Source organism: Alcanivorax nanhaiticus (genome assembly GCF_000756665.1).
Classification (GTDB): Bacteria; Pseudomonadota; Gammaproteobacteria; order Pseudomonadales; family Alcanivoracaceae; genus Alcanivorax; species Alcanivorax nanhaiticus.
Genome location: NZ_ARXV01000001.1, coordinates 111,914 through 129,821, shown reverse-complemented (window position 1 = coordinate 129,821; position 17,908 = coordinate 111,914). Strand labels below are relative to the sequence as shown.

The following is a 17,908-nucleotide window of genomic DNA, read 5'->3' as shown; positions in this document are numbered from 1 at the left end:
ACCTCAATCAGGGAGAGAGACGTTGGCCACGATAATCGGACAAGACGGCAGACCTCGCTGTAGCTGGTATGCCGATGCCCCGGATTATCCCCGCTATCACGATCAGGAATGGGGTTTCCCCGTGGCTGACGATATCCGCCTGTTTGAAAAGGTATGCCTGGAAGGATTTCAGGCGGGGCTGAGTTGGCGCACCATCCTGGAAAAACGCGACGCCTTCCGTGATGCCTTTGCTGGTTTTGACTTCCATCAGCTGGCCGCATTCGACGATAGCCAGGTGAATGCCCTGATGGACAATGCCGCAATTGTCCGTAACCGCCGAAAAATCCTGTCAGTGATCAATAACGCCCGCCGGGCACAGGAAATGGTTGCAGAGGAAGGCTCCCTTGCCGTCTTTTTCTGGTCCTTTGAACCCGACCCTGCCAGCCAGGCTCCTCCCCAATCGGTCACCACTTCCGCTGAATCCATCGCGCTTTCCAGAGCCCTCAAGCAACGTGGTTGGAGCTTTGTCGGCCCGACCACCTGCTATGCCTTCATGCAAGCCATGGGGCTGATCAATGATCATCACTTCGACTGTGTAATTCGAGAGCGGGTTACCAGTGCACGATCTCATTTTGTGAGACCCAAGAAGAATAGCTGAGCTGCCCAGGTTAGCGATTCAAGGACGATTCTGAGGGTAGCGTCCCCAATTTGGGGGATGTGGCCTGATGCAGTGTTCAAGTAGCCTTTTAGGAGCAAGGTGATTGCATAGATTGCCGTGAGACTGACTGGATTGAGGAAGAAGTTAAAAATGGAGCTAAATATGTATGGCGTGATAAGGGGATGTCTCGGGTTTGTTCTTTTGGTCGGGGTGGGCATTGCCCATGCTGAAAGCCGTGGCTATATGTTCTGCGAAATGGAAGTCAGATTCTACGGTGAGGACCGTTGCGAGGGCTATGTTTCCAATGTCTTCTATGTGTCGTCTTCGTACGATAACGATGTCCGAGACGACTATGCAGATTTTGTTAACGCAAAGTACTCTCCAGATGGGCAGGTTTACAACGTTAACTGCGAATACCATGAGAGAGACACAGAGCGAGAAGCTGAGGCTGAACGGCTCGATGTTATTTCGGACTATAAAGCGTCGAGCTGTGATGTGCGCAAAGTGAGATGGCATTACTGATGTATGAGATAAACCCCCTCTGTATTTTGAGATGACTACGTTAATTGGTGGTTTGATAGGGCGGCAATGATGTTGGTTTGTGATTGAATCGTTAGATTTGATGCATTTTTTGAAGGGTAAAGAAATAGCTGGAATATATTTTTATGCAGAAAAAAATCATGGTTTTCGGTTTGGTTCTATTGGCTTTTTCCGGAAGTGTGTTGGCGGAGAGTGTAGAGCGGATAAAGCTTAAATGTGATTGGGAAGGTACTTACAAGGGGGTGGTACAGAGTGGTACGCACTACTACCTGTTCATTAATACGAAGGAGAAAAAAGAGAGCCGTATCGACGATAATAACGCAACTGTATACGAATTCAGAATGACAGAAGGAGGCCACTGGTTTGAGAGGGATGGTCGTTTTTACAGCGTAAGAATGACTGAGGGTAGTCTTTCAATGGCCAAGAGAAGGCACCGTCATGACGACTTAGTGAAGATTAACAGAAGAACAGGCAGGTATTACCATGAATCGTATGGCCTTACGGAGCGGGGGGAGTGTGCCCCCATCGATTCTGACCCGGTAGTGCCAAAGCCAAAATTCTAATTAATAGTTGGTAAACCCCAGGTTATGCCGAGGTGATTCGCATAGGTTTGACCGATGCAGGATTGAGCCTTTTCCCCGCTACATTTACGTCGTTTCTGCTATCCCTGTTGAGGATTCCGTGGGGCCCATTAATGAATACTTGAATCATGATATCAGTGAGGAAGTCTGCAAGCTTGGGAGGGGGGAATAATGATACGCAAACCGTTTCGTCTGCTGTTGTTAATGGTAATGCTGCAGCCGGCAATGGGATCGGAACTGGATCGCTATGATGCCTATCTTCTGGTTTATGCGGATGTGGATCCGTCTGAGATCGCCCTGCGGGACAGGGGCAGAATGGAATTAATCGATGTGAAGCATCGTTTGATCGCGGCCCGTGAAGCGCTTATTTGGCTGGAACCCCTGAGAGGTGGCAATCGCTATGGTGCCATGGTCACTCATGCGCAGGGAGATGCGTCGGTGAATAGTGAGTTGCAGATGGAGCTGGATTACCGCGATGGTTTATATCAGGTGCAGCTTGAGCAGGTGAACAATGGCAGGCGTGCGACTTTCCGGCTGTATCCTCTTGAGCGCCGGGACCTGGCTTTTTTCCGTGAACAGCGAGTCGGTAAATGGGAAACACGGGAAAGTAGTAACTCCGGTGGAGTGTCGCAAGACGAGGGCCAGTGCAATGTTGGCTATCGTCGCCAAGATGACACGATCTTGATGGTGCATCGAGGAGAGGACGGCCAGCTCTCTCGCCAGAACCTACTGTCCGAGAACGGCGACCAGTTAGTACAGACACCTGCCCAGGGAACGGATAAAACTCCCATACGCAGACTGGAATATGCTTTGGCGGAAGCGCCATCGATTGGATTGTCTGTCCGCCTGGAGGGCGCGGGGCTTGCTGATTATGGTAATCCCGACCTGAGCGGAGGCCTGATGATGGTGTCCGAATGCGCTGATGGGCAGTAGCAAGAGATTCTGTCGCTTCAGTGCTTTTTCGGGGGATCCTGCCAACCACCCAAAAAGTAGAGGAGCAGGTGTTATACCGGAAACGCCATGAAGCGTTTGCCGATCAGGAACAGGGCCTGAATCTCAAAGGGCTCTTCCAGGCTTTGCACCGCATCGCTGGCCAGCTGGATATAGGGGTAGCGGTGGGCCCAGGCGCTGGGGTTCACATAATGGGTGCGGGGGTAATCCGCATGCTGATTGATTGCCAGAAAGCCGTCGTGCTCGTCATTGTAGAGAACATAGCCCTGAAACGCTGCGCTGGGCGGTAGCCCTAGTTCCTCCACAAAGTCGGAGAACCAGCTCGGGTTGGTTTCTATACTCATACTCTCCTCGGTCTTCTCGACATAGACACCTAGAAGACGGTCTATGCTCTTTCTCGCTGTTATGGCTTCACAGTAAGCGATAAGTTGCATTGTGCAGATAGCGTTTATGGCTGGCTTTTGTGAGCGATTGTGAGGCTTGTTGAGGTTTCGTATCCGTACAGACGCACCATTTGTTATGCTGTACATATGGACAGTATTTTTTTATCCTGATTCTCCATTGTGAGTCAGGTGTGTCATGGCCGTATTACCGTTTTTTTCTGAAGCTGTCCGGGCAGGCTTTCCCTCACCTGCCCAGGGCTATATGGAAGACCCCGTCGATCTTAACCGGCTCTGTATTCGCCAGGAGGCGGCGACTTTTCTGCTGCGTGTGGAAGGCGACTCCATGACGGATGCGGGTATTTATGCCGGGGATATTCTGGTTGTGGATCGATCACTGGAGGCGGTGCATGGCGATATTGTGGTGGCGGCGGTGGATGGCGAGTTCACGGTCAAGGAACTGGCGCTGAAACCCTCTCTCAGGCTGTTGCCCCGCAACCCTCGCTACGCTCCGATTGTGCCGGGCGAGCAGGGCCTGGAACTGTTTGGGGTGGTAACGTTTGCCCTTCATTGCCTGCACGGCAAGGCCCGAGGCGGCGGCAGCTGAGATGTTTGCTCTGGTGGATTGCAACAGCTTCTATGCCTCTTGCGAGCGAGTGTTCAGGCCGGATTTGCAGGGTCGTCCGGTTCTGGTGCTATCCAATAATGATGGTTGTGTGATTGCCGGCTCAGCGGAAGCCCGCGCCCTGGGGATCCGTACGGGGGTGCCGCTGTTTCAGGTCAGAGAACTGATTCACAAGCATGGAATCGCCGTGTTCTCCTCCAATTACACCCTGTACGGGGATCTTTCCCGGCGGGTGATGGCAACACTGGGCTCTCTGGTTCCGCATGTGGAAAAGTATTCGATTGATGAAGCGTTCCTGGATCTGTCCATGGTGCCTGAAGGGCAATTACAGCGCTTGGGTGCCGAGTTGCGGGAGCGGGTGAAGCGCTGGGTCGGATTGCCTGTCTGCGTTGGCATCGCTCCTACCAAAACACTGGCCAAGCTGGCCAACCATTACGCCAAACAGCAAGAAGCTGGAGTGGAGGTCTGGACTTCTTCCGACCACTGGCAGGCAAGATTGGCGCAGACACCGGTGGGCAATATCTGGGGTGTCGGCAGAAGGCTGGCTGCACGATTGGCGGCTCTGGAGGTGCACAATGGTGCGGATATGGCGGCTCTGGAGAGTGGCTGGGTGCGCCGTCATTTTTCTGTGGTGCAGGAGCGAATGATCCGGGAGTTGAATGGCGAGGCTTGCTTGTCGATGGAGCTTTGTCCGCCCCCGCGGCAGCAGGTGATTCATTCCCGATCTTTTGGCCAGCCTGTGGTGTCTCTGCCGCCGTTGCGTCAGGCCATTAGTGATTATACCGCTCGGGCTGCGGAGAAAATGCGGACAGAAGGCTTGCTCGCTACGCGTATCAGCGTCTGGTTGCGAACATCGCCCATGGGCAAGCCCCAGCAATTGTGGCCGGATACTCTCAGTACCGGGCTGTGCCAAGCTTCGGCAGATACCCGTGAGCTGGTAGCCAAGGCATTGCAGTTGCTGGATCAACTGTGGAAGCCGGGGCTGCGTTATGGAAAGGCAGGGGTGATGTTGACGGAGCTGTGTTCCCGCGAATTTTCCCAGGGGGGGTTATTCGAAGACCGTCAGAGCCAGCGTGGACAGGCATTGATGGCGGTGATGGATAGCATCAACCAGAGCGGTAAGGGTCGGGTATGGCTGGCTGGCCGGGGAATGAAAGGTGCCAATGAATGTGTCTGGAGCATGCGCCGGGCGCATTTGTCTCCAGCCTATACGACGCGGGTGAGTGATTTGCCGAGGGTGTGGTGAAAGGCAGCTGCGAGTCATGAGCTATCAGCTGCAAGCTACAAGGAAAGACAAAAGCGGGGCGGGTTTGTTGTGGGAGCGGTCGTTCGACCGCGAAAGGCTGAGCGATCAATAGTGCAGGGCGATATTGGGTAGGGCGGAAATCGGCCTGAGCCGATCTCCGCCATGGAGGGCTGGGCGAGGGTCCTGTCACCACAACGCTCTCACTGCCACTGAGAAAACGGTTTTTTCCTCAGTGATCTCTGTGACCTCTGTGGTAAATCCCGCTTTTGCTTTTCAGGCATCCGGCGCTTTGCAGACAAGAAAAAGGCGGAGATTGGCTTTCGCCAATTTCCGCCCTGCGGGGTGGTGCCTGAGCCTTTGGCGTCCGTTTACACCACGGACATCGGCACTTGGTCCAGCATGCGTTCTTCGATGCGATCCAGGCGTGCGCGGCAGTCGCGGAAGGTTCGGCTGATCATGGTGGTATTGGCCACCATTTCCACTTTCGGCCAGGTTGCCTGCTCCCCCTTGCGGATGTAGTTGCGGACATCCTGCAGGGTGGGGTTGCTGAGCACTTTCAGAGCATTCAGCGGCTGGCGTGGCGGGATCATGTTGATATCGCCGATGTATTTCTGCGTCACCATGCTCTTGGCCTTGTCGATCATCAGGCCCACATCGTTGGAGGCGACACGGCGCTGAACCAGCTTGAGAGCATAGCGAATATTCATGGATGCATTACGCAGTGCCCAGTCACCCATGACGCTGAGTGAGTTGCCGGTATCGCTGCGGGACAGGAACGGCACCACATGGGGATTGGTCTGGCTGACAATGGAGTGGTTGACGCCGTACAGGCGGGACAGGCGGCGGATGGGCAGATCGTCCACGATGGAGCCATCCACGAACTTGCGACCCGGAATGTAGGGGACGCGTTCGCCGTCCATGTTTTTGGCCCACAGGGAGACCGGAGGATAAATGCCCGGGATGGCGCAGGAGGCCAATGAAGCCTTGCGAATCAGGACGTTCGGAGAGGTGCGCCAGTTCAGCAGGCGGGCATGCTGGTTGCGGTCGTAGGGGCTGACGGTGATGTTGATTTCCCGCCCGGTGTGCCGGTAGGCCTCTTCAAAGGTCATGTCGGCAATGTTTTCTTCCAGACAGGCTTCCAGATGATCGCCATCCAGCACCGGTGTGCCGCGAATCAGGCCTTTCCAGCCCAGCACCTTGAAGGCTTCCAGATAGATGTTTTCCGGCTCCAGCTTGAGCTTGAGCTCTTCATCGTTATGGGTGCCCACCACCGATGCAATAATACTGCCGGCACTGGAGCCGGAAATGATGGTTGGCAGGAGATCCTGTTCCCAGAGACAGCGGGCTACGCCGATATGGAACAGGCCGAGCGCCGCGCCACCGGACAGCATCAGGCAGCTCTGGCCAAAGGCCTGGCCGGTGTTTTCGAAGAAATCGAGCTTTTCCTTGAGCCCGAATTCCTTGAAGTTGGTGTCGCACAGGTAATTCAGTGCGGTGGTCACCTCGGTGAGGTAATTCTCGATCAGGTGCTTGGTGCCCACACGGCTGTTCTGATAGAGGTGCGGGTTAGAGATATTGCCGAGATTGCCATGCAGGCCTTCATGGAGGTGGAAAACAAGCTTGTTCACGTCGCCACGTTCACGGGCCTGGCGAATCTGCCACAGGCGATTGCGGATCAGCTCATAGTCATAGTGGGGGGAGCGATCGATTTCCTTCCATTCATCCGCGCCGGACAAACGGTCGTGTTCCTGACTGGCCTCATACCACTCACTGTAAGTCTGAGCGTGCTCAATGGCCCGTTCCAGTTGCTTGAGCGTGCCTTTCATGACGTGTCTCCGTCAGATTCATTATTGTCATTGGGTGATGGCAGTATAGCCATGAAAAGGACTGAGACAGAAGCAATTGTCAGACAAAAGGTAAAGAGTTGCGGTTAAGAGCAACGGTGGAACAGGGGCTGGAGGAGGAGAGTAGGGGCAGCAGGATGCTGCCCCAGGGCCTTGTTCAGATGTATTGGTTCAGACAGCCAGGTTGGACTCTACTTCCTGGCAGGCACGGCGTGCCAGCGCCAGGTTGGACTTGCCTTTGTCGAGCACCAAGTAGATAAACAGGCCGCTATGGGCGGCCACGGGCCGGATGATGTGGTACTGGGTGCCCAGCGTGATGAGAATGTCTTCGATGGCATCATTCAGGCCCAGCGATTTCATGGTCTTCATCTTTGCCCGTACCACTTCGGTGTTACCCGCCGCTGCCAGTTCCAGATCCAGACCGGTGCCTTCCTGGCCAAGTACCATGCCGCTGTTGGCATCCACAATGGCTGTGCACATTGCGCCATCGGGCTGCAACAGTGCGGAAAGACTTTCTTTAACGTTAGCCATGTTGTTCTCCTTGCTCACTTCCTTGAGGGTGTATTGTTTTAATGCTCACAGGCATCGGTGGTGATCACTTTCTTTTCAGTTGCGTGGCGAGGCTGCGACAGCATTCTTTCGAAGCCCATAGCAGCTGTCCAAGGACCGTCTTGTCGTTGGCGATGACGGCCAGGGACATAGGGGGAGAGACGTCGGGCACTTCCATGACCGTCACTACCCCGGATTCGGATTCCACTACCATTCGGCTGCATTCCTTGAGGCTGGCTTCTCTGGCGATGGCCTGGCCAATGGCCGCAAGGGAGCTGCCCATGGCTGCCAATTTGCTGGCGCTCTCATCATTCAGGTGCAGTGAGGCGACCTGAAAGCCATCGTTGGTGAGCAGGACGGCGGAGGTGACCCCCTTGGTTTCCTGCCCGAACTTTTCCAGCTGCTTGGTGGCAATAGAGGTGCCAACCTTACCCAGAGGGGACTGTGCATTCATGCTTCCATGCTCCTGCAATCATCGGCTTCAATCAGGCAAAGCAGGGTGTCCACCAACAGCAGTACATCGTCCTGTTGGCGGACATCTGCATCAAAAATCGGTAAGGCTATGCCGCGCTTTTCAAGGCGCATTGCCAGTGACTCCAGTCGGGAATGATCGTCGGCTGGCAGGCGTCCCACACCGATGACCATCGGTACTTTTCCGGAGCCAAAGGCATCGACATAGTGCTCCAGATGATCAAGCAGCTCGGGGTGTTCGCCGTTGAGCAGCACGATCACGCCGGCAGCGTTGTTTAGAAGAATGGGCCACATGAAACGGAAACGCTCTTGGCCGGGAGTACCATACAGACGAACGCAACTGTTATCGGGCAGAACAATCTGGCCGTAATCCAGAGCGGCGGTGGTTAGCTCCTTGTTGCACTGGGCCAGGTCGGTATTGATGACATCGGTAGAAACGGCTTCATGATCGCTGATAGCGGAGATCGCTGTGGTCTTGCCAGCACCCATGGGGCCGGTGAAGAGAATCTTGAATTCGTTGTTGGCTACTGCATTCATGGTTAGCTACTCAGTCCAAGGCGGTGTCTCAATCCCTGAATGAAGGATCCCAACCGGCGCGGCTCATCGGACATGGGGGAGCGGGTGGGGGCTGCCGTTCCCGCTTCGCACACCAGCAGATCGCTCATGGCACAGGCAGACAAAAAGCGGTCTACCTGTTGTTGCTCGCACCCGGCGTGGGCAGCCAGTTGCTCACGACGGCAGGGTTGCTTGGTCATCAAGGCGCTCATGGACAAGTAGGCCCGGTTGTTCTTGGCAGACCGGACATTGGGCCAGCGTTTCAAACGGAAGTTGCCATCTTTGGGGAGCCACTCCGGCAACGTGCTGGCCAGCTGAGCAGTCATCCAGGCAAGCTCCGCGATGGGGCGGCGGATGTAGGCGCTCAGATCGGTGTTCGCGGCAGGTTTCAGGGCCGAGAGCGCCACGGTCTTGTGGCGTACCTCATTGAAGAGGGGTTCCTGAATGAAGTAAGCCCCTGCAGAGGGAGAGACGAACAGGGAGCCTTTGGCGCTTTGTGCCTGATACAGGGCTTCCTTGTTTTTTCCTGTGACGGCTTGATAAAGCGATGCACTGAAATCGTTTTCCTGGCCTGCGGTGGCCGGGTTGGGAACCGGGGTTTCAGAAGGCGCCACTTTGGCAGAATCTTGCTGGCTGCCACCCAGTGTGGCAGAAACATCCTCTAGAATATTGATGAGCTGCATGACCCGGAAGGGGTGGGAAAGCGTGTAGGGCGCGGAGGGCTTTTGCTCGTTGTTGTGGTAAATGACGATGCAGGGTTTGTTGCTCTCCTGCCATTGCTGGCAGGCTGCACTGTCTTCGTTCGCCACCATGAGCACGTCGGCATCTTCAGGCTCTGCCTGCATCCACTCAACGCTGGAGCGACCATTCATGATCTTCAGCATGGACAGGCAGGCGCTGGTGGTATCGGCCTCCAATCCAACAAATGCCAGTTTTCTGTTCTCCATCGCCGCTCTCCGTGCGGTCCGCGCTTCCGGCTGGGAAGACGCCGTGATTTGCCATCTTCTGCAACCTCGAAACTCACTGTGGTGACGATTGCGTGAAATGGCTTTCCTTCTTTGTAGGGATTAAGTGATCGGGTTGGCAAAGGGATGGCGATGAACGGCTCAGAAAAGTAGCTGAAAAATCATCCATGCGGAAAGCAAGTGGTACGGGTGTGCGAATGGCTGCATATCCGGGTAGGAAAAGGTCTTGTTGCCGTGTAAGAAATGTCTTACACGGATTGATTGGCTTTACGGTACTGTCCGGGCGTCTGTCCTGTATGACGCTTGAAGCTGCGCTGGAAAGAGCGAATGTCGGAGTAGCCTAGCGCATCGGCAATGCAGGTTTGCGCCTGGTCTGTGTTGCGCAGCAGCTGTTTGGCTTGATCCAGGCGAATTTCATCGAGCAGCTTTTGCCAGCTCTGTCCTTCATCTGCCAAGTGGCGGTGCAGGGTGCGAATGTTCATGCCCAGGCGCTCGGCAACCGCTTCCTTGCGGGGCAGGGTATGGCCGATGGCATCTTTGATGCACTGGCGAACCCGTTGGCTGAGACTGGTTTCAATGCCAAGCTGCGCCAGCTGCGTGATGGCATGGGCTTCCAACGTGGATAGCAGTAGGGGGTCTGGCTGTCGGATGGGGAGCATCAGGAGCTCTGGAGGGCCTGCCAGCGCCGAGTGGGGTTGTCCGAAACGTACCGGGCAATCGAAGACACGCTCATACTCGGCGATTTGTTCAGCGGGTGGTTCGGGGTGTTCCAGGAGAACCTCGGTTGGGGCCAGATTATCGTTACCTGTGAGCCAGCGCGCGTAGCAGAACCAGGAACTGAGCACGTTATCGATTAAATGGCGGCGCACTGGCTGGTCCGGATAGCGACAGTGCCAGCGAATTTGGGCCTGATCACTTTCCAGATTGATATCGGTGGTGCCCATGTCCCCAACCAGACGTTCGTACAGGGTGACCTTCAGTAGGGCTTCATGAAGGGTTTGCACACTCATGGAGATGTATCCCATGACATGGTACGAACCGGGCTGGATGAATGCTGAGGTGTGCAAGCCGAAAAGTGGATCGCCTGAAGCCTCGATCAGGTGTTGCAACAGGCGCTGGAAGTCATGGCCATCTACGCGGGCTTCCGGGCGTAAAGCTTGTTCAGCCTGGATTCCGGCATCGGCTAGCGCAGCACCGGTATCCAGCCCCAGCTTTTCGGCATGGGCCAGATACTGCTGCAAGGCTGCGCTGCTGATTTCACCCAAATCGCTCATCGTGGATTTATTCCAGTTCGAAAGTGATTTGAACCTGAGCGCTAATGTCGGTTTCGCCTGCCCGATAGGTGTCTGCTGCACCTTCCTTGCCGCGAGCCATCATCATCATTGGGCGTGGCGCATTTACGGAATGGGACTCGATTCGGATCGCCTTGCCCACATCTCGTCCGGCAGCAGAAGCCAAGGCTTCGGCCCGTTGCCTGGCATCTGCAACCGCATTGGCGAGAGCGGTAGATTCAAGTGCATCCGCATTACTGACCTCGCTGCCGGCGGGCTGAATATCACGGATATTCAGCTTCGCCAGCCCATCCAGCAGTTCGGCATAGGTATCAAGACCATTGGCCTTGAACTGTACCGAGCGGGAAACCTGGTGACCGATCAACTTTCGCTCCGGCTGATATTGCCATACCGGGTTAACGCGAAATTCGCTGGCACGAGTTTGTGATTCAGGGATATCCAGATCATCCGCTAGCTCCAGCATGGCTTCGACTTGCTCATCGACACTGGATTTCATGGCATCGATATCGCTACCTTCGGCGTTAACCGAAGCATGAACAGAGAAGATGTCGGGGCTTGCTGTTACCTCGCCTTGCCCGGAAACGGTGATGCTGTCCCTTTCCAGGGGCAGAGATGACTGGCCGCAGGCAGCTAGAAAAAAGGGGGTGAGTGCGGTCAGGCAGACGAAGGCAATGCCTTTCATGGTATCTCCTTGTTTTTTGTATACCGGTTGGACTCTATTGTGCGAATTCTGGAAGAGATAGCCAAGCATTGACCTCTTGCTTGAGTCGAAAAGAGGCACAGTTCGGGCCGATAATGGTCTGACCCCTTGGTTGGCGGAGGTTTAATCCCTATCATCGCTGCCGAGTGATGAGGGAGCAATAATCATGGCCGTTTCTGAACAGGCATTACGTGAAAAACTGGGGCATTTTGTGCCGGATGATCTGGGTGTCAGCCTGGACCAGGCGGGTGCAGATATCCGCTTGTCAGTGGCGGAGAACAACGTAACAGCCTCGATCACACTGGGTTATCCCTGCACGGGGGTGGAAACGCTTTTACAAGCGCAAATTCAGGAGCACATGTCTGAAAGCCTTGAGGGCCATGAATTTTCCCTGTCGCTGCAGTCTCATGTCGTTCCGCATCGCACCCAGTCTGACATGCCGGCACTGGATCAGGTGGCCAATGTGATCGCCATCGCATCCGGTAAGGGTGGGGTTGGCAAATCCACCACCGCCGTGAATCTGGCGCTGGCGTTGCAGGCGGAGGGTGCCAGGGTTGGCTTGCTGGATGCCGATGTGTTCGGGCCCAGCCAACCGCTGATGTTGGGGCAGCCTGACGGGACCCGACCACAAGTCCTGGATGGCAAGACCTTTGTGCCGGTTGAGGCCTATGGCTTGCAGACCATGTCCATGGGATATCTGACCACCCAGCAGACCCCGGTGGTGTGGCGCGGCCCCAAGGCCAGTGGCGCGCTGGTGCAGATGATGGAGCAGACGCGCTGGCAGCAGCTGGATTATCTGCTAGTGGATTTGCCCCCGGGTACCGGCGATATCCAGCTGACGCTGGCGCAGAAGATTCCGGTGGCCGGAGCAGTCATCATTACCACTCCCCAGGACATTGCATTGCTGGATGCGGTCAAGGGGGTGGAAATGTTCCGCAAGGTGGATATCAAGGTGCTGGGTATCGTGGAAAACATGGCGGTGCATATCTGCAGTAACTGTGGCCACCAGGAACATGTGTTCGGTCAGGGCGGTGGCCAACGTATGGCCGAGGATTATGACACCGAGGTGCTGGCTGCCCTGCCGTTGTCCTTGAAAATTCGTGAACAGGCGGATAGCGGCAAGCCCGTCGTGGCAGCTTGTCCGGACAGTGAGGAAGCGGCGCTGTATCGTCAGGCGGCGCGACGCATGGCGGCAAGATTGTCGCTGACCGGCAAGGGCAAGCGGGCGTTTCCGAAGGTGACACAGCACTGAGGAGGGCAAGTTACAAGTTACAAGTTTCAAGTTGCAACGCGAGTGAGGTTGTGCGGATTTGAGAGGCTGCGAACGCGAAAAAGCTCGGGCGCTGACTTTTGCCTGTGAATCTGATCGTGACCTTTCATGCGTTGAAAGTTGTGACTTGTAACTTGTACCTGTGTCTCTGGCATCTGGCATCCCGCCCCTATACCATTTAGCGCTTGGCGTTACAGGCCCCACATTTCGGAATCGAGAGGCAGGAATGAGTATCAAATCAGATCGCTGGATTACCCGCATGGCGAATGAACATGGCATGATCGAGCCGTTTCAGGCCGAGCAGGTGCGTGCGGATGCCGAGGGCAACAAGCTGATTTCCTACGGGGTGTCCAGCTACGGCTACGATGTGCGTTGTGCGGATGAGTTCAAGGTGTTCACCAACATTCATTCTGCCACGGTGGATCCCAAGCACTTCGACGAGCGCAGTTTCGTGGACATCAAGGGGGAGTACTGCATCATCCCTCCGAATTCCTTCGCACTGGCGCGCACTGTTGAGTACTTCCGCATTCCGCGGAACGTGTTGACGGTGTGCCTGGGTAAATCTACCTATGCCCGTTGCGGGATTATCGTCAATGTGACGCCGCTGGAGCCGGAGTGGGAAGGGCATGTGACCCTGGAATTTTCAAACACGACTACCTTGCCAGCGAAAATCTACGCCAACGAAGGTGTGGCGCAGATGCTGTTCTTCGAATCCGACGAGGTGTGCGAAACCTCCTATGGTGACCGGGGCGGCAAATATCAGGGACAGCGCGGGGTTACCCTGCCTCGGGCATGATGGTGCCGGCCTGATGGCCGGCGTTGGCATTATCCGTGGTGGAGCTGGAGGATTGGCTGTCGGCTGACTGGCTTTCCGGCTTTGCATCCAGAGCCGGGCCTGAATAGTCAATCATGATCAGTTCGGCTTTGAGGAAAGTGCTTTCAATGTGCTTTGCCTTGACCACCATGTAGTCCAGAGACGGCGCTACCCAGAACAGGGTGCGCCGTTTTTTCTTGCTGTCTCCTTCCCGCTTTTTCTCTACCAGCAGGGTATCCAGCTCGCCCACCGGGGTATCAATAGTTTCCCTGTCGATCACCTCAAAACGGTGCGTGCGCAGCTTGTCACCATAGACGCTGGTTACCGAGTAAGCCTTGTCACCGCTGGCAAATACACAGCGTCCGCGCAGCAGGATGGTGAGCTCATCCAGCGTATTGTCGGGAATATCCAGGCTCTCTTTGTCGTCTTCGGAGACATTGTGAACACGAGGTGGTGCCCACTGGAAATTCATGCGGTGATAGCGGTGTTTGCCGAAGCCTTCAAACTCGTGCAAGTAGCGGCTGGTGCGAGGTTGGCAATCCCGCCACTCAAAGAAACTCTCTTCGGTATTGGTGAGCAGAAAGGATTTTGCCTTGAGAAGCATGTGGTAGCTGTCTTCCCCTTCGGCGGGCTCAAGAACCAGGTCGGCCTTTACCGGGGTGGGCAGTTTGTTTACGTAGATGCGAAACTCGGCGGCAAACGGAGCCAGGGTGTCAGCCATGGCGAGTTGACTGAAAAGCAGTGAGAAGCAAAGAAGCAGTTGGCGCACGATTATTGCCCCTTCAGAGATTGCAGTGTCATGACATGCTCACCGTCGTTGTTCTTTTGCAGCAACTGTACCAGAAGATAATGATGTTTCGGTGCAAACCACATGAAAGTTTGTCGAGCACTGTTGGCGCCCCGGATACGTTGAACCTTGACGGTGGTCAGCCGTTCTCCGTCGATTTTCAGGGTTTCTTCCCCGACCACCCGGAAACGCTGGGTCTCCAGTGATTTTTCGTCTGCTACGTCCAGCTCAATGTCTTTCTTGCCCTGTTCCAGAGCACATTGCAGGGCCAGGCTGACGGACAGTTCATCGGTGGCGCTATCGGAAATGGGATAGCTACGCATGGCTTTGCCGGTGCGCTCACTGGCGGCGATGCCGGTTTCCCGGTCCAGATGCAATGTGGCTTCCTTGAGTCGCCCCAACCCTTTGCGCATATAACCGTAGTAGCTGCTTTGCGGGGTACAGGATTGCCAGTTGAACAGGGCGGTTTCCCGGATTTCTCCCAGCCAGTTCTTGGCGCTGACCTCCATTTTCCACAGATCTCCCCGCACCTTTTGCAGGCTGCGGGTGGCGGTGATAGAAAACGGGATGCCATCACTCTTGAGGCGGTAGTCGAGAGAAAACGGTGTGACAGGCGGCTGGGCCATGGCGGTCGATGCCAAGGCCATGGGCACCAGCAAGAAAAGAATGCTAAGGGACTTGATAGCCCTGTTCCGGAAGCGCTTCCCCATCCAGTTTGACTCCCTGTTCGTCCAGCGTCAGGCGCTGTTCCGCGCGCCACTGCAGCACCAGCGGATACAGCTGGTGTTCTCGTATTTGTACACGGTTGGACAGGGAATCTGGATTATCGTTCGCAACAATTTCCAGGCGTGCCTGGGCGATCAGAGGGCCGCCATCCAGTTCTTCGGTGACAAAGTGGATAGAACAGCCATGTTCGCTGTCGCCAGCTTCCAACGCCCGTGCGTGGGTGTGCAGTCCACGGTATTTGGGCAGCAGGGAGGGGTGAATGTTGATCAATTGGCCGGTGTAGTGACGAACAAAAACCGGGGAAAGGATGCGCATAAAGCCTGCCAATACCACCGTTTCAGGCTGATACGGGGTGAGCGCGTCGATCATGGCCTGGTCAAAGGCTTCGCGGCTGTCGAACTGTCGATGATCCAGTACCTCGGTAGGAATCCCTGCCTGACGGGCTCGCTCCAGTCCGCCGGCATCGGCCTTGTTGGAAAGGACAACGGCAACCTGCGCCTGTAGGGAACCACTGGCAATAGCGTCCAGAATGGCCTGGAGATTGGTGCCTGATCCACTGATCAGCACGGCCAGACGATGGGGCGAGATGGTGCTTTCGCTCATGAAACCTGTATCCGGGGGTAGGGGAGGAAGGCTGCCACCTGCGTGGCAGCCCCGCGTGGATCAGTCTTTCAGGCCTTCCAGTACAACTTCAGGCTCGCCTTGACCCTCACGGATTTCACCCATCAGGAACGCGTTCTCACCTTCGGCTTCCATTAGCGCCAAAGTGGCATCTACCTGGTCTGCGGGAACCACGATCACCATGCCTACGCCACAGTTGAAGGTGCGGTACATTTCAAAGCTGGGTACCTGGCCTTCCTGCTGCAGCCACTGGAATACGGCCGGGAATTCCCAGCTGTTGGTGTCGATCACCGCCTGGGTGTTGTCCGGCATGACCCGGGGCAGGTTCTCTGGCAGGCCGCCGCCAGTAATGTGGGCCAGCGCGTGCACTTCCACCTGTTCGATCAGCTTGAGCAGCGGCTTCACATAAATGCGGGTAGGGGCCAGCAGGTGCTCCATCAGGGGTTTGCCGTCCAGTTCAATGTCTGTATCCGCCTGGGCCATGATGCGGCGTACCAGGGAATAGCCATTGGAGTGAGGGCCGCTGGATGCCAGTGCGATCAGCTTGTCGCCAGCCTGTACCTTGCTGCCATCAAGAACGCCGTCTTTTTCCACCACGCCGACGCAGAAGCCGGCAAGATCGTAATCTTCACCTTCGTACATGCCGGGCATTTCGGCGGTTTCACCACCGATCAATGCACAGCCTGCCATTTCACAGCCTTCGCCGACACCGGTGACTACGCTGGTGGCGGTTTCCACGTCCAGCTTGCCGGTGGCGTAGTAATCCAGGAAGAACAGGGGCTCGGCACCACCTACGATCAGGTCGTTCACGCACATGGCAACCAGATCAATACCGACTTTGTCGTGTCGGCCAGTATCGATGGCCAGCCGCAACTTGGTGCCTACGCCATCAGTACCGGCTACCAATACCGGGTTTTTGTAGCGCGAAGGCAGCTCACAGAGCGCACCAAAACCACCCAGGCCACCCAGGACCTCGGGGCGACGGGTGCGCTTGGCCACAGGGGCAATACGCTTTACCAGCTCGTTTCCGGCATCAATGTCGACGCCAGCGTCACGGTAGGTCAGTGGCCGTTTCTGTTCGGTCATGGGGGGCTCCGGGTTGATGAAGGCGCGTATTTTAAGAGTCCGGGGCGGATCTTTCCACCGCTGAGTGGCCGGGAGAGCGTAGAGAATGCGCTTTTATCTGACTGGCCAGCCATGCTGATGCTAATGCTGTTACAGGAGCAGGGAATCCAGGGTGGATTGTAAGGGAGAGGAGAGCCTGGGTGTGGAAGGAGTTTTGTGCAGGCTTCTTATAGGTAATAATGGCCCGCTTTACAGGACGGCTTGGATTTGGCGCTCATGCGTGGAAATGGAAAACAGTGGCTAGCGGCAGTGTTGATGCTGCTGGGTGTGCAGATGGCGATGGCCGGCACACTGGATACCGTGGAAATTGCGGTTGAAGATCGTACGCCGGAGGTGCAACAGCAGGCCCTGAGCGAGGCATTGAACCAGGTGCTGGTGCGGCTCAGTGGCAAGGCTTCTGTATTGGAGTTGCCGGTAGCCGAAGAGGCGGCACAGCAGCTCGATCGTTGGGTTATCCGCCGTGATTATCGGGATGGCATGCTGGTGGCGCGTTTTGATATTCGCAGCCTGATGGATTTCCTGTCGTCCCGTCGCGCCCCGGTATGGGGTGTGCCTCGTCCGCGTGTGCTGGTCTGGCTGGTCGATCAAGGTACCGGCAAGGGCAGCATGGTGAACCCTCAGCATCCAGATTTTCTGATGTTGGAGCGGGAGGCGGATCGCCGAGGCCTGGATCTGGTGCTTCCCGAGTGGGATGGGCAGGATCGGGGTGCGCTGGCCGTAGCCGATATCCGTGGCCGTTTTGACAACCAGATTCTGGACGCATCTGCACGTTACCCCCATGAGATGGTATTGGCTGCGGTGCTCTACAGTGGTTCGCCGGCGACGGTGAGCTGGCGTGTACTGCAAGGCCGCAAGACGTTGGATGATGGTCGTCTCAAGGCGGAGTCTACCGAGCAGGCTATCGGTGATCTGGTCGACGCGGTGACCGATCAGCTGGCGGATCGTTTTGCGGTGGCGGGCGGCGCTGCTGATCAGCGTACCTTGCTGACGGTCGATGCGGTCGGTTCGCTGGGCGACTGGAAAAGCCTGCGGGATTTCCTGGCTGGCTTGAGCGGGGTGCAGGCGGTGTCACTGGTGCAAGTGTCCGGGGACTCCCTGATCTACGGTCTCGACTTCAGCGGCAGCGATGCCCAGTTGCGTGACTTGCTATCCCTTTCTTCCTCCCTGACCCCGTGTCCGGATGAAGCTGTGGCTGGGCCACAGTGGCATTACTGCTGGCGACGCTGATC

20 protein-coding genes are annotated in these 17,908 nt (G+C 56.0%); 8 read left to right on the top strand and 12 right to left on the bottom strand.

The annotated features are described in order from the left end of the window. Positions 1 to 22 precede the first annotated feature (22 nt). From Y5S_RS00600 to Y5S_RS00585, 3 genes are all read left to right on the top strand, one after another. On the top strand, positions 23 to 637 hold the full coding sequence (locus Y5S_RS00600) for a DNA-3-methyladenine glycosylase I (RefSeq protein ID WP_035229361.1): 615 nt from the start codon (positions 23 to 25) through the stop codon (positions 635 to 637). A 665-nt stretch (positions 638 to 1,302) separates the two neighbouring features. Then, complete coding sequence (locus Y5S_RS00590) at positions 1,303 to 1,740, top strand: hypothetical protein (protein ID WP_035229356.1); 438 nt, start codon at positions 1,303 to 1,305, stop codon at positions 1,738 to 1,740. Between the two features lie 189 nt (positions 1,741 to 1,929). Next, the gene (locus Y5S_RS00585) at positions 1,930 to 2,691 is read left to right on the top strand and encodes a hypothetical protein (RefSeq protein ID WP_035229353.1); all 762 of its coding nucleotides are present in this window, start codon (positions 1,930 to 1,932) and stop codon (positions 2,689 to 2,691) included. Between the two features lie 71 nt (positions 2,692 to 2,762). Here the strand turns inward: Y5S_RS00585 and Y5S_RS00580 are convergent, their stop codons facing one another. Beyond that, the gene (locus tag Y5S_RS00580) at positions 2,763 to 3,053 is read right to left on the bottom strand and encodes a hypothetical protein (protein ID WP_035229350.1); all 291 of its coding nucleotides are present in this window, start codon (positions 3,051 to 3,053) and stop codon (positions 2,763 to 2,765) included. A gap of 235 nt (positions 3,054 to 3,288) precedes the next feature. Between Y5S_RS00580 and umuD the strand changes: the two genes are divergently transcribed. Together umuD and umuC are read left to right on the top strand one after the other, a co-directional pair. Continuing rightward, positions 3,289 to 3,696: a translesion error-prone DNA polymerase V autoproteolytic subunit gene (gene umuD, locus Y5S_RS00575; RefSeq protein WP_052041266.1), complete on the top strand. Its 408-nt coding sequence runs from the start codon at positions 3,289 to 3,291 to the stop codon at positions 3,694 to 3,696. A gap of 1 nt (position 3,697) precedes the next feature. Further along, positions 3,698 to 4,960, top strand: coding sequence for a translesion error-prone DNA polymerase V subunit UmuC (gene umuC / locus Y5S_RS00570; RefSeq protein WP_035229346.1), 1,263 nt, complete (start codon positions 3,698 to 3,700; stop codon positions 4,958 to 4,960). Positions 4,961 to 5,328: 368 nt separating this feature from the next. Here umuC and Y5S_RS00565 read toward each other — a convergent pair whose 3' ends face one another. The 7 genes from Y5S_RS00565 to Y5S_RS00535 all read right to left on the bottom strand — a co-directional run bounded on the left by Y5S_RS00565 (position 5,329) and on the right by Y5S_RS00535 (position 11,318). Further along, the gene (locus Y5S_RS00565; RefSeq protein WP_035229344.1) at positions 5,329 to 6,786 is read right to left on the bottom strand and encodes a DUF3336 domain-containing protein; all 1,458 of its coding nucleotides are present in this window, start codon (positions 6,784 to 6,786) and stop codon (positions 5,329 to 5,331) included. Positions 6,787 to 6,975: 189 nt separating this feature from the next. After that, positions 6,976 to 7,335: a hypothetical protein gene (locus Y5S_RS00560; RefSeq protein WP_035229342.1), complete on the bottom strand. Its 360-nt coding sequence runs from the start codon at positions 7,333 to 7,335 to the stop codon at positions 6,976 to 6,978. A 64-nt stretch (positions 7,336 to 7,399) separates the two neighbouring features. Then, on the bottom strand, positions 7,400 to 7,807 hold the full coding sequence (locus Y5S_RS00555) for a roadblock/LC7 domain-containing protein (RefSeq protein ID WP_035229340.1): 408 nt from the start codon (positions 7,805 to 7,807) through the stop codon (positions 7,400 to 7,402). Then, positions 7,804 to 8,361 (bottom strand): GTP-binding protein, encoded by a 558-nt coding sequence (locus Y5S_RS00550; RefSeq protein WP_035229338.1) that lies wholly within the window; start codon positions 8,359 to 8,361, stop codon positions 7,804 to 7,806. Before Y5S_RS00550 ends, Y5S_RS00555 begins: the two co-directional genes overlap by 4 nt. Before the next feature lie 2 nt (positions 8,362 to 8,363). Further along, entirely contained in the window at positions 8,364 to 9,326 is a 963-nt protein-coding gene (locus tag Y5S_RS00545; protein WP_035229336.1) for a hypothetical protein, read from the bottom strand. 266 nt (positions 9,327 to 9,592) lie between these two features. After that, complete coding sequence (locus Y5S_RS00540; protein ID WP_035229335.1) at positions 9,593 to 10,618, bottom strand: AraC family transcriptional regulator; 1,026 nt, start codon at positions 10,616 to 10,618, stop codon at positions 9,593 to 9,595. 7 nt (positions 10,619 to 10,625) lie between these two features. Beyond that, on the bottom strand, positions 10,626 to 11,318 hold the full coding sequence (locus Y5S_RS00535) for an SIMPL domain-containing protein (RefSeq protein ID WP_035229332.1): 693 nt from the start codon (positions 11,316 to 11,318) through the stop codon (positions 10,626 to 10,628). 184 nt (positions 11,319 to 11,502) lie between these two features. On the opposite strand from Y5S_RS00535, the gene apbC reads away from it, so the two are divergent. Further along, positions 11,503 to 12,588 carry an iron-sulfur cluster carrier protein ApbC gene (gene apbC / locus Y5S_RS00530; protein ID WP_035229331.1) on the top strand — a complete coding sequence of 362 codons (1,086 nt, stop codon included), beginning with the start codon at positions 11,503 to 11,505 and terminating at the stop codon, positions 12,586 to 12,588. Positions 12,589 to 12,832: 244 nt separating this feature from the next. After that, positions 12,833 to 13,402, top strand: a complete 570-nt coding sequence (dcd, locus tag Y5S_RS00525) for a dCTP deaminase (RefSeq protein ID WP_035229329.1) — start codon at positions 12,833 to 12,835, stop codon at positions 13,400 to 13,402. On the opposite strand, the gene Y5S_RS00520 is transcribed toward dcd, so the two are convergent. Genes Y5S_RS00520 through purM form a run of 4 tightly spaced genes read right to left on the bottom strand, consistent with a single transcriptional unit; the run spans position 13,383 to position 16,640 of the window. Then, positions 13,383 to 14,189, bottom strand: a complete 807-nt coding sequence (locus Y5S_RS00520; protein WP_231552593.1) for a DUF3108 domain-containing protein — start codon at positions 14,187 to 14,189, stop codon at positions 13,383 to 13,385. The two genes, dcd and Y5S_RS00520, sit on opposite strands and share 20 nt — an antisense overlap. A 2-nt stretch (positions 14,190 to 14,191) precedes the next feature. Continuing rightward, positions 14,192 to 14,917: a DUF3108 domain-containing protein gene (locus Y5S_RS00515; protein WP_035229327.1), complete on the bottom strand. Its 726-nt coding sequence runs from the start codon at positions 14,915 to 14,917 to the stop codon at positions 14,192 to 14,194. Next, positions 14,877 to 15,536, bottom strand: coding sequence for a phosphoribosylglycinamide formyltransferase (purN, locus tag Y5S_RS00510; protein WP_035229325.1), 660 nt, complete (start codon positions 15,534 to 15,536; stop codon positions 14,877 to 14,879). Before purN ends, Y5S_RS00515 begins: the two co-directional genes overlap by 41 nt. Positions 15,537 to 15,596: 60 nt before the next feature. Next, positions 15,597 to 16,640, bottom strand: coding sequence for a phosphoribosylformylglycinamidine cyclo-ligase (purM, locus tag Y5S_RS00505; protein ID WP_035229323.1), 1,044 nt, complete (start codon positions 16,638 to 16,640; stop codon positions 15,597 to 15,599). Between the two features lie 255 nt (positions 16,641 to 16,895). On the opposite strand from purM, the gene Y5S_RS00500 reads away from it, so the two are divergent. Continuing rightward, positions 16,896 to 17,906 (top strand): DUF2066 domain-containing protein, encoded by a 1,011-nt coding sequence (locus Y5S_RS00500; RefSeq protein WP_081939597.1) that lies wholly within the window; start codon positions 16,896 to 16,898, stop codon positions 17,904 to 17,906. Positions 17,907 to 17,908: the final 2 nt, after the last annotated feature.

What these genes read in the sequence shown, in the direction of transcription:
- umuC (WP_035229346.1), top strand. Translation starts at nt 3,698, where the DNA reads ATGTTTGCTCTGGTGGATTGCAACAGCTTCTATGCCTCTTGCGAGCGA.
- Y5S_RS00565 (WP_035229344.1), bottom strand. Translation starts at nt 6,786, where the DNA reads ATGAAAGGCACGCTCAAGCAACTGGAACGGGCCATTGAGCACGCTCAG.
- apbC (WP_035229331.1), top strand. Translation starts at nt 11,503, where the DNA reads ATGGCCGTTTCTGAACAGGCATTACGTGAAAAACTGGGGCATTTTGTG.
- dcd (WP_035229329.1), top strand. Translation starts at nt 12,833, where the DNA reads ATGAGTATCAAATCAGATCGCTGGATTACCCGCATGGCGAATGAACAT.
- Y5S_RS00585 (WP_035229353.1), top strand. Translation starts at nt 1,930, where the DNA reads ATGATACGCAAACCGTTTCGTCTGCTGTTGTTAATGGTAATGCTGCAG.
- umuD (WP_052041266.1), top strand. Translation starts at nt 3,289, where the DNA reads ATGGCCGTATTACCGTTTTTTTCTGAAGCTGTCCGGGCAGGCTTTCCC.
- Y5S_RS00555 (WP_035229340.1), bottom strand. Translation starts at nt 7,807, where the DNA reads ATGAATGCACAGTCCCCTCTGGGTAAGGTTGGCACCTCTATTGCCACC.
- Y5S_RS00540 (WP_035229335.1), bottom strand. Translation starts at nt 10,618, where the DNA reads ATGAGCGATTTGGGTGAAATCAGCAGCGCAGCCTTGCAGCAGTATCTG.
- Y5S_RS00580 (WP_035229350.1), bottom strand. Translation starts at nt 3,053, where the DNA reads ATGAGTATAGAAACCAACCCGAGCTGGTTCTCCGACTTTGTGGAGGAA.
- Y5S_RS00560 (WP_035229342.1), bottom strand. Translation starts at nt 7,335, where the DNA reads ATGGCTAACGTTAAAGAAAGTCTTTCCGCACTGTTGCAGCCCGATGGC.
- Y5S_RS00590 (WP_035229356.1), top strand. Translation starts at nt 1,303, where the DNA reads ATGCAGAAAAAAATCATGGTTTTCGGTTTGGTTCTATTGGCTTTTTCC.
- purN (WP_035229325.1), bottom strand. Translation starts at nt 15,536, where the DNA reads ATGAGCGAAAGCACCATCTCGCCCCATCGTCTGGCCGTGCTGATCAGT.
- Y5S_RS00535 (WP_035229332.1), bottom strand. Translation starts at nt 11,318, where the DNA reads ATGAAAGGCATTGCCTTCGTCTGCCTGACCGCACTCACCCCCTTTTTT.
- Y5S_RS00515 (WP_035229327.1), bottom strand. Translation starts at nt 14,917, where the DNA reads ATGGGGAAGCGCTTCCGGAACAGGGCTATCAAGTCCCTTAGCATTCTT.
- purM (WP_035229323.1), bottom strand. Translation starts at nt 16,640, where the DNA reads ATGACCGAACAGAAACGGCCACTGACCTACCGTGACGCTGGCGTCGAC.
- Y5S_RS00500 (WP_081939597.1), top strand. Translation starts at nt 16,896, where the DNA reads ATGCGTGGAAATGGAAAACAGTGGCTAGCGGCAGTGTTGATGCTGCTG.
- Y5S_RS00545 (WP_035229336.1), bottom strand. Translation starts at nt 9,326, where the DNA reads ATGGAGAACAGAAAACTGGCATTTGTTGGATTGGAGGCCGATACCACC.
- Y5S_RS00550 (WP_035229338.1), bottom strand. Translation starts at nt 8,361, where the DNA reads ATGAATGCAGTAGCCAACAACGAATTCAAGATTCTCTTCACCGGCCCC.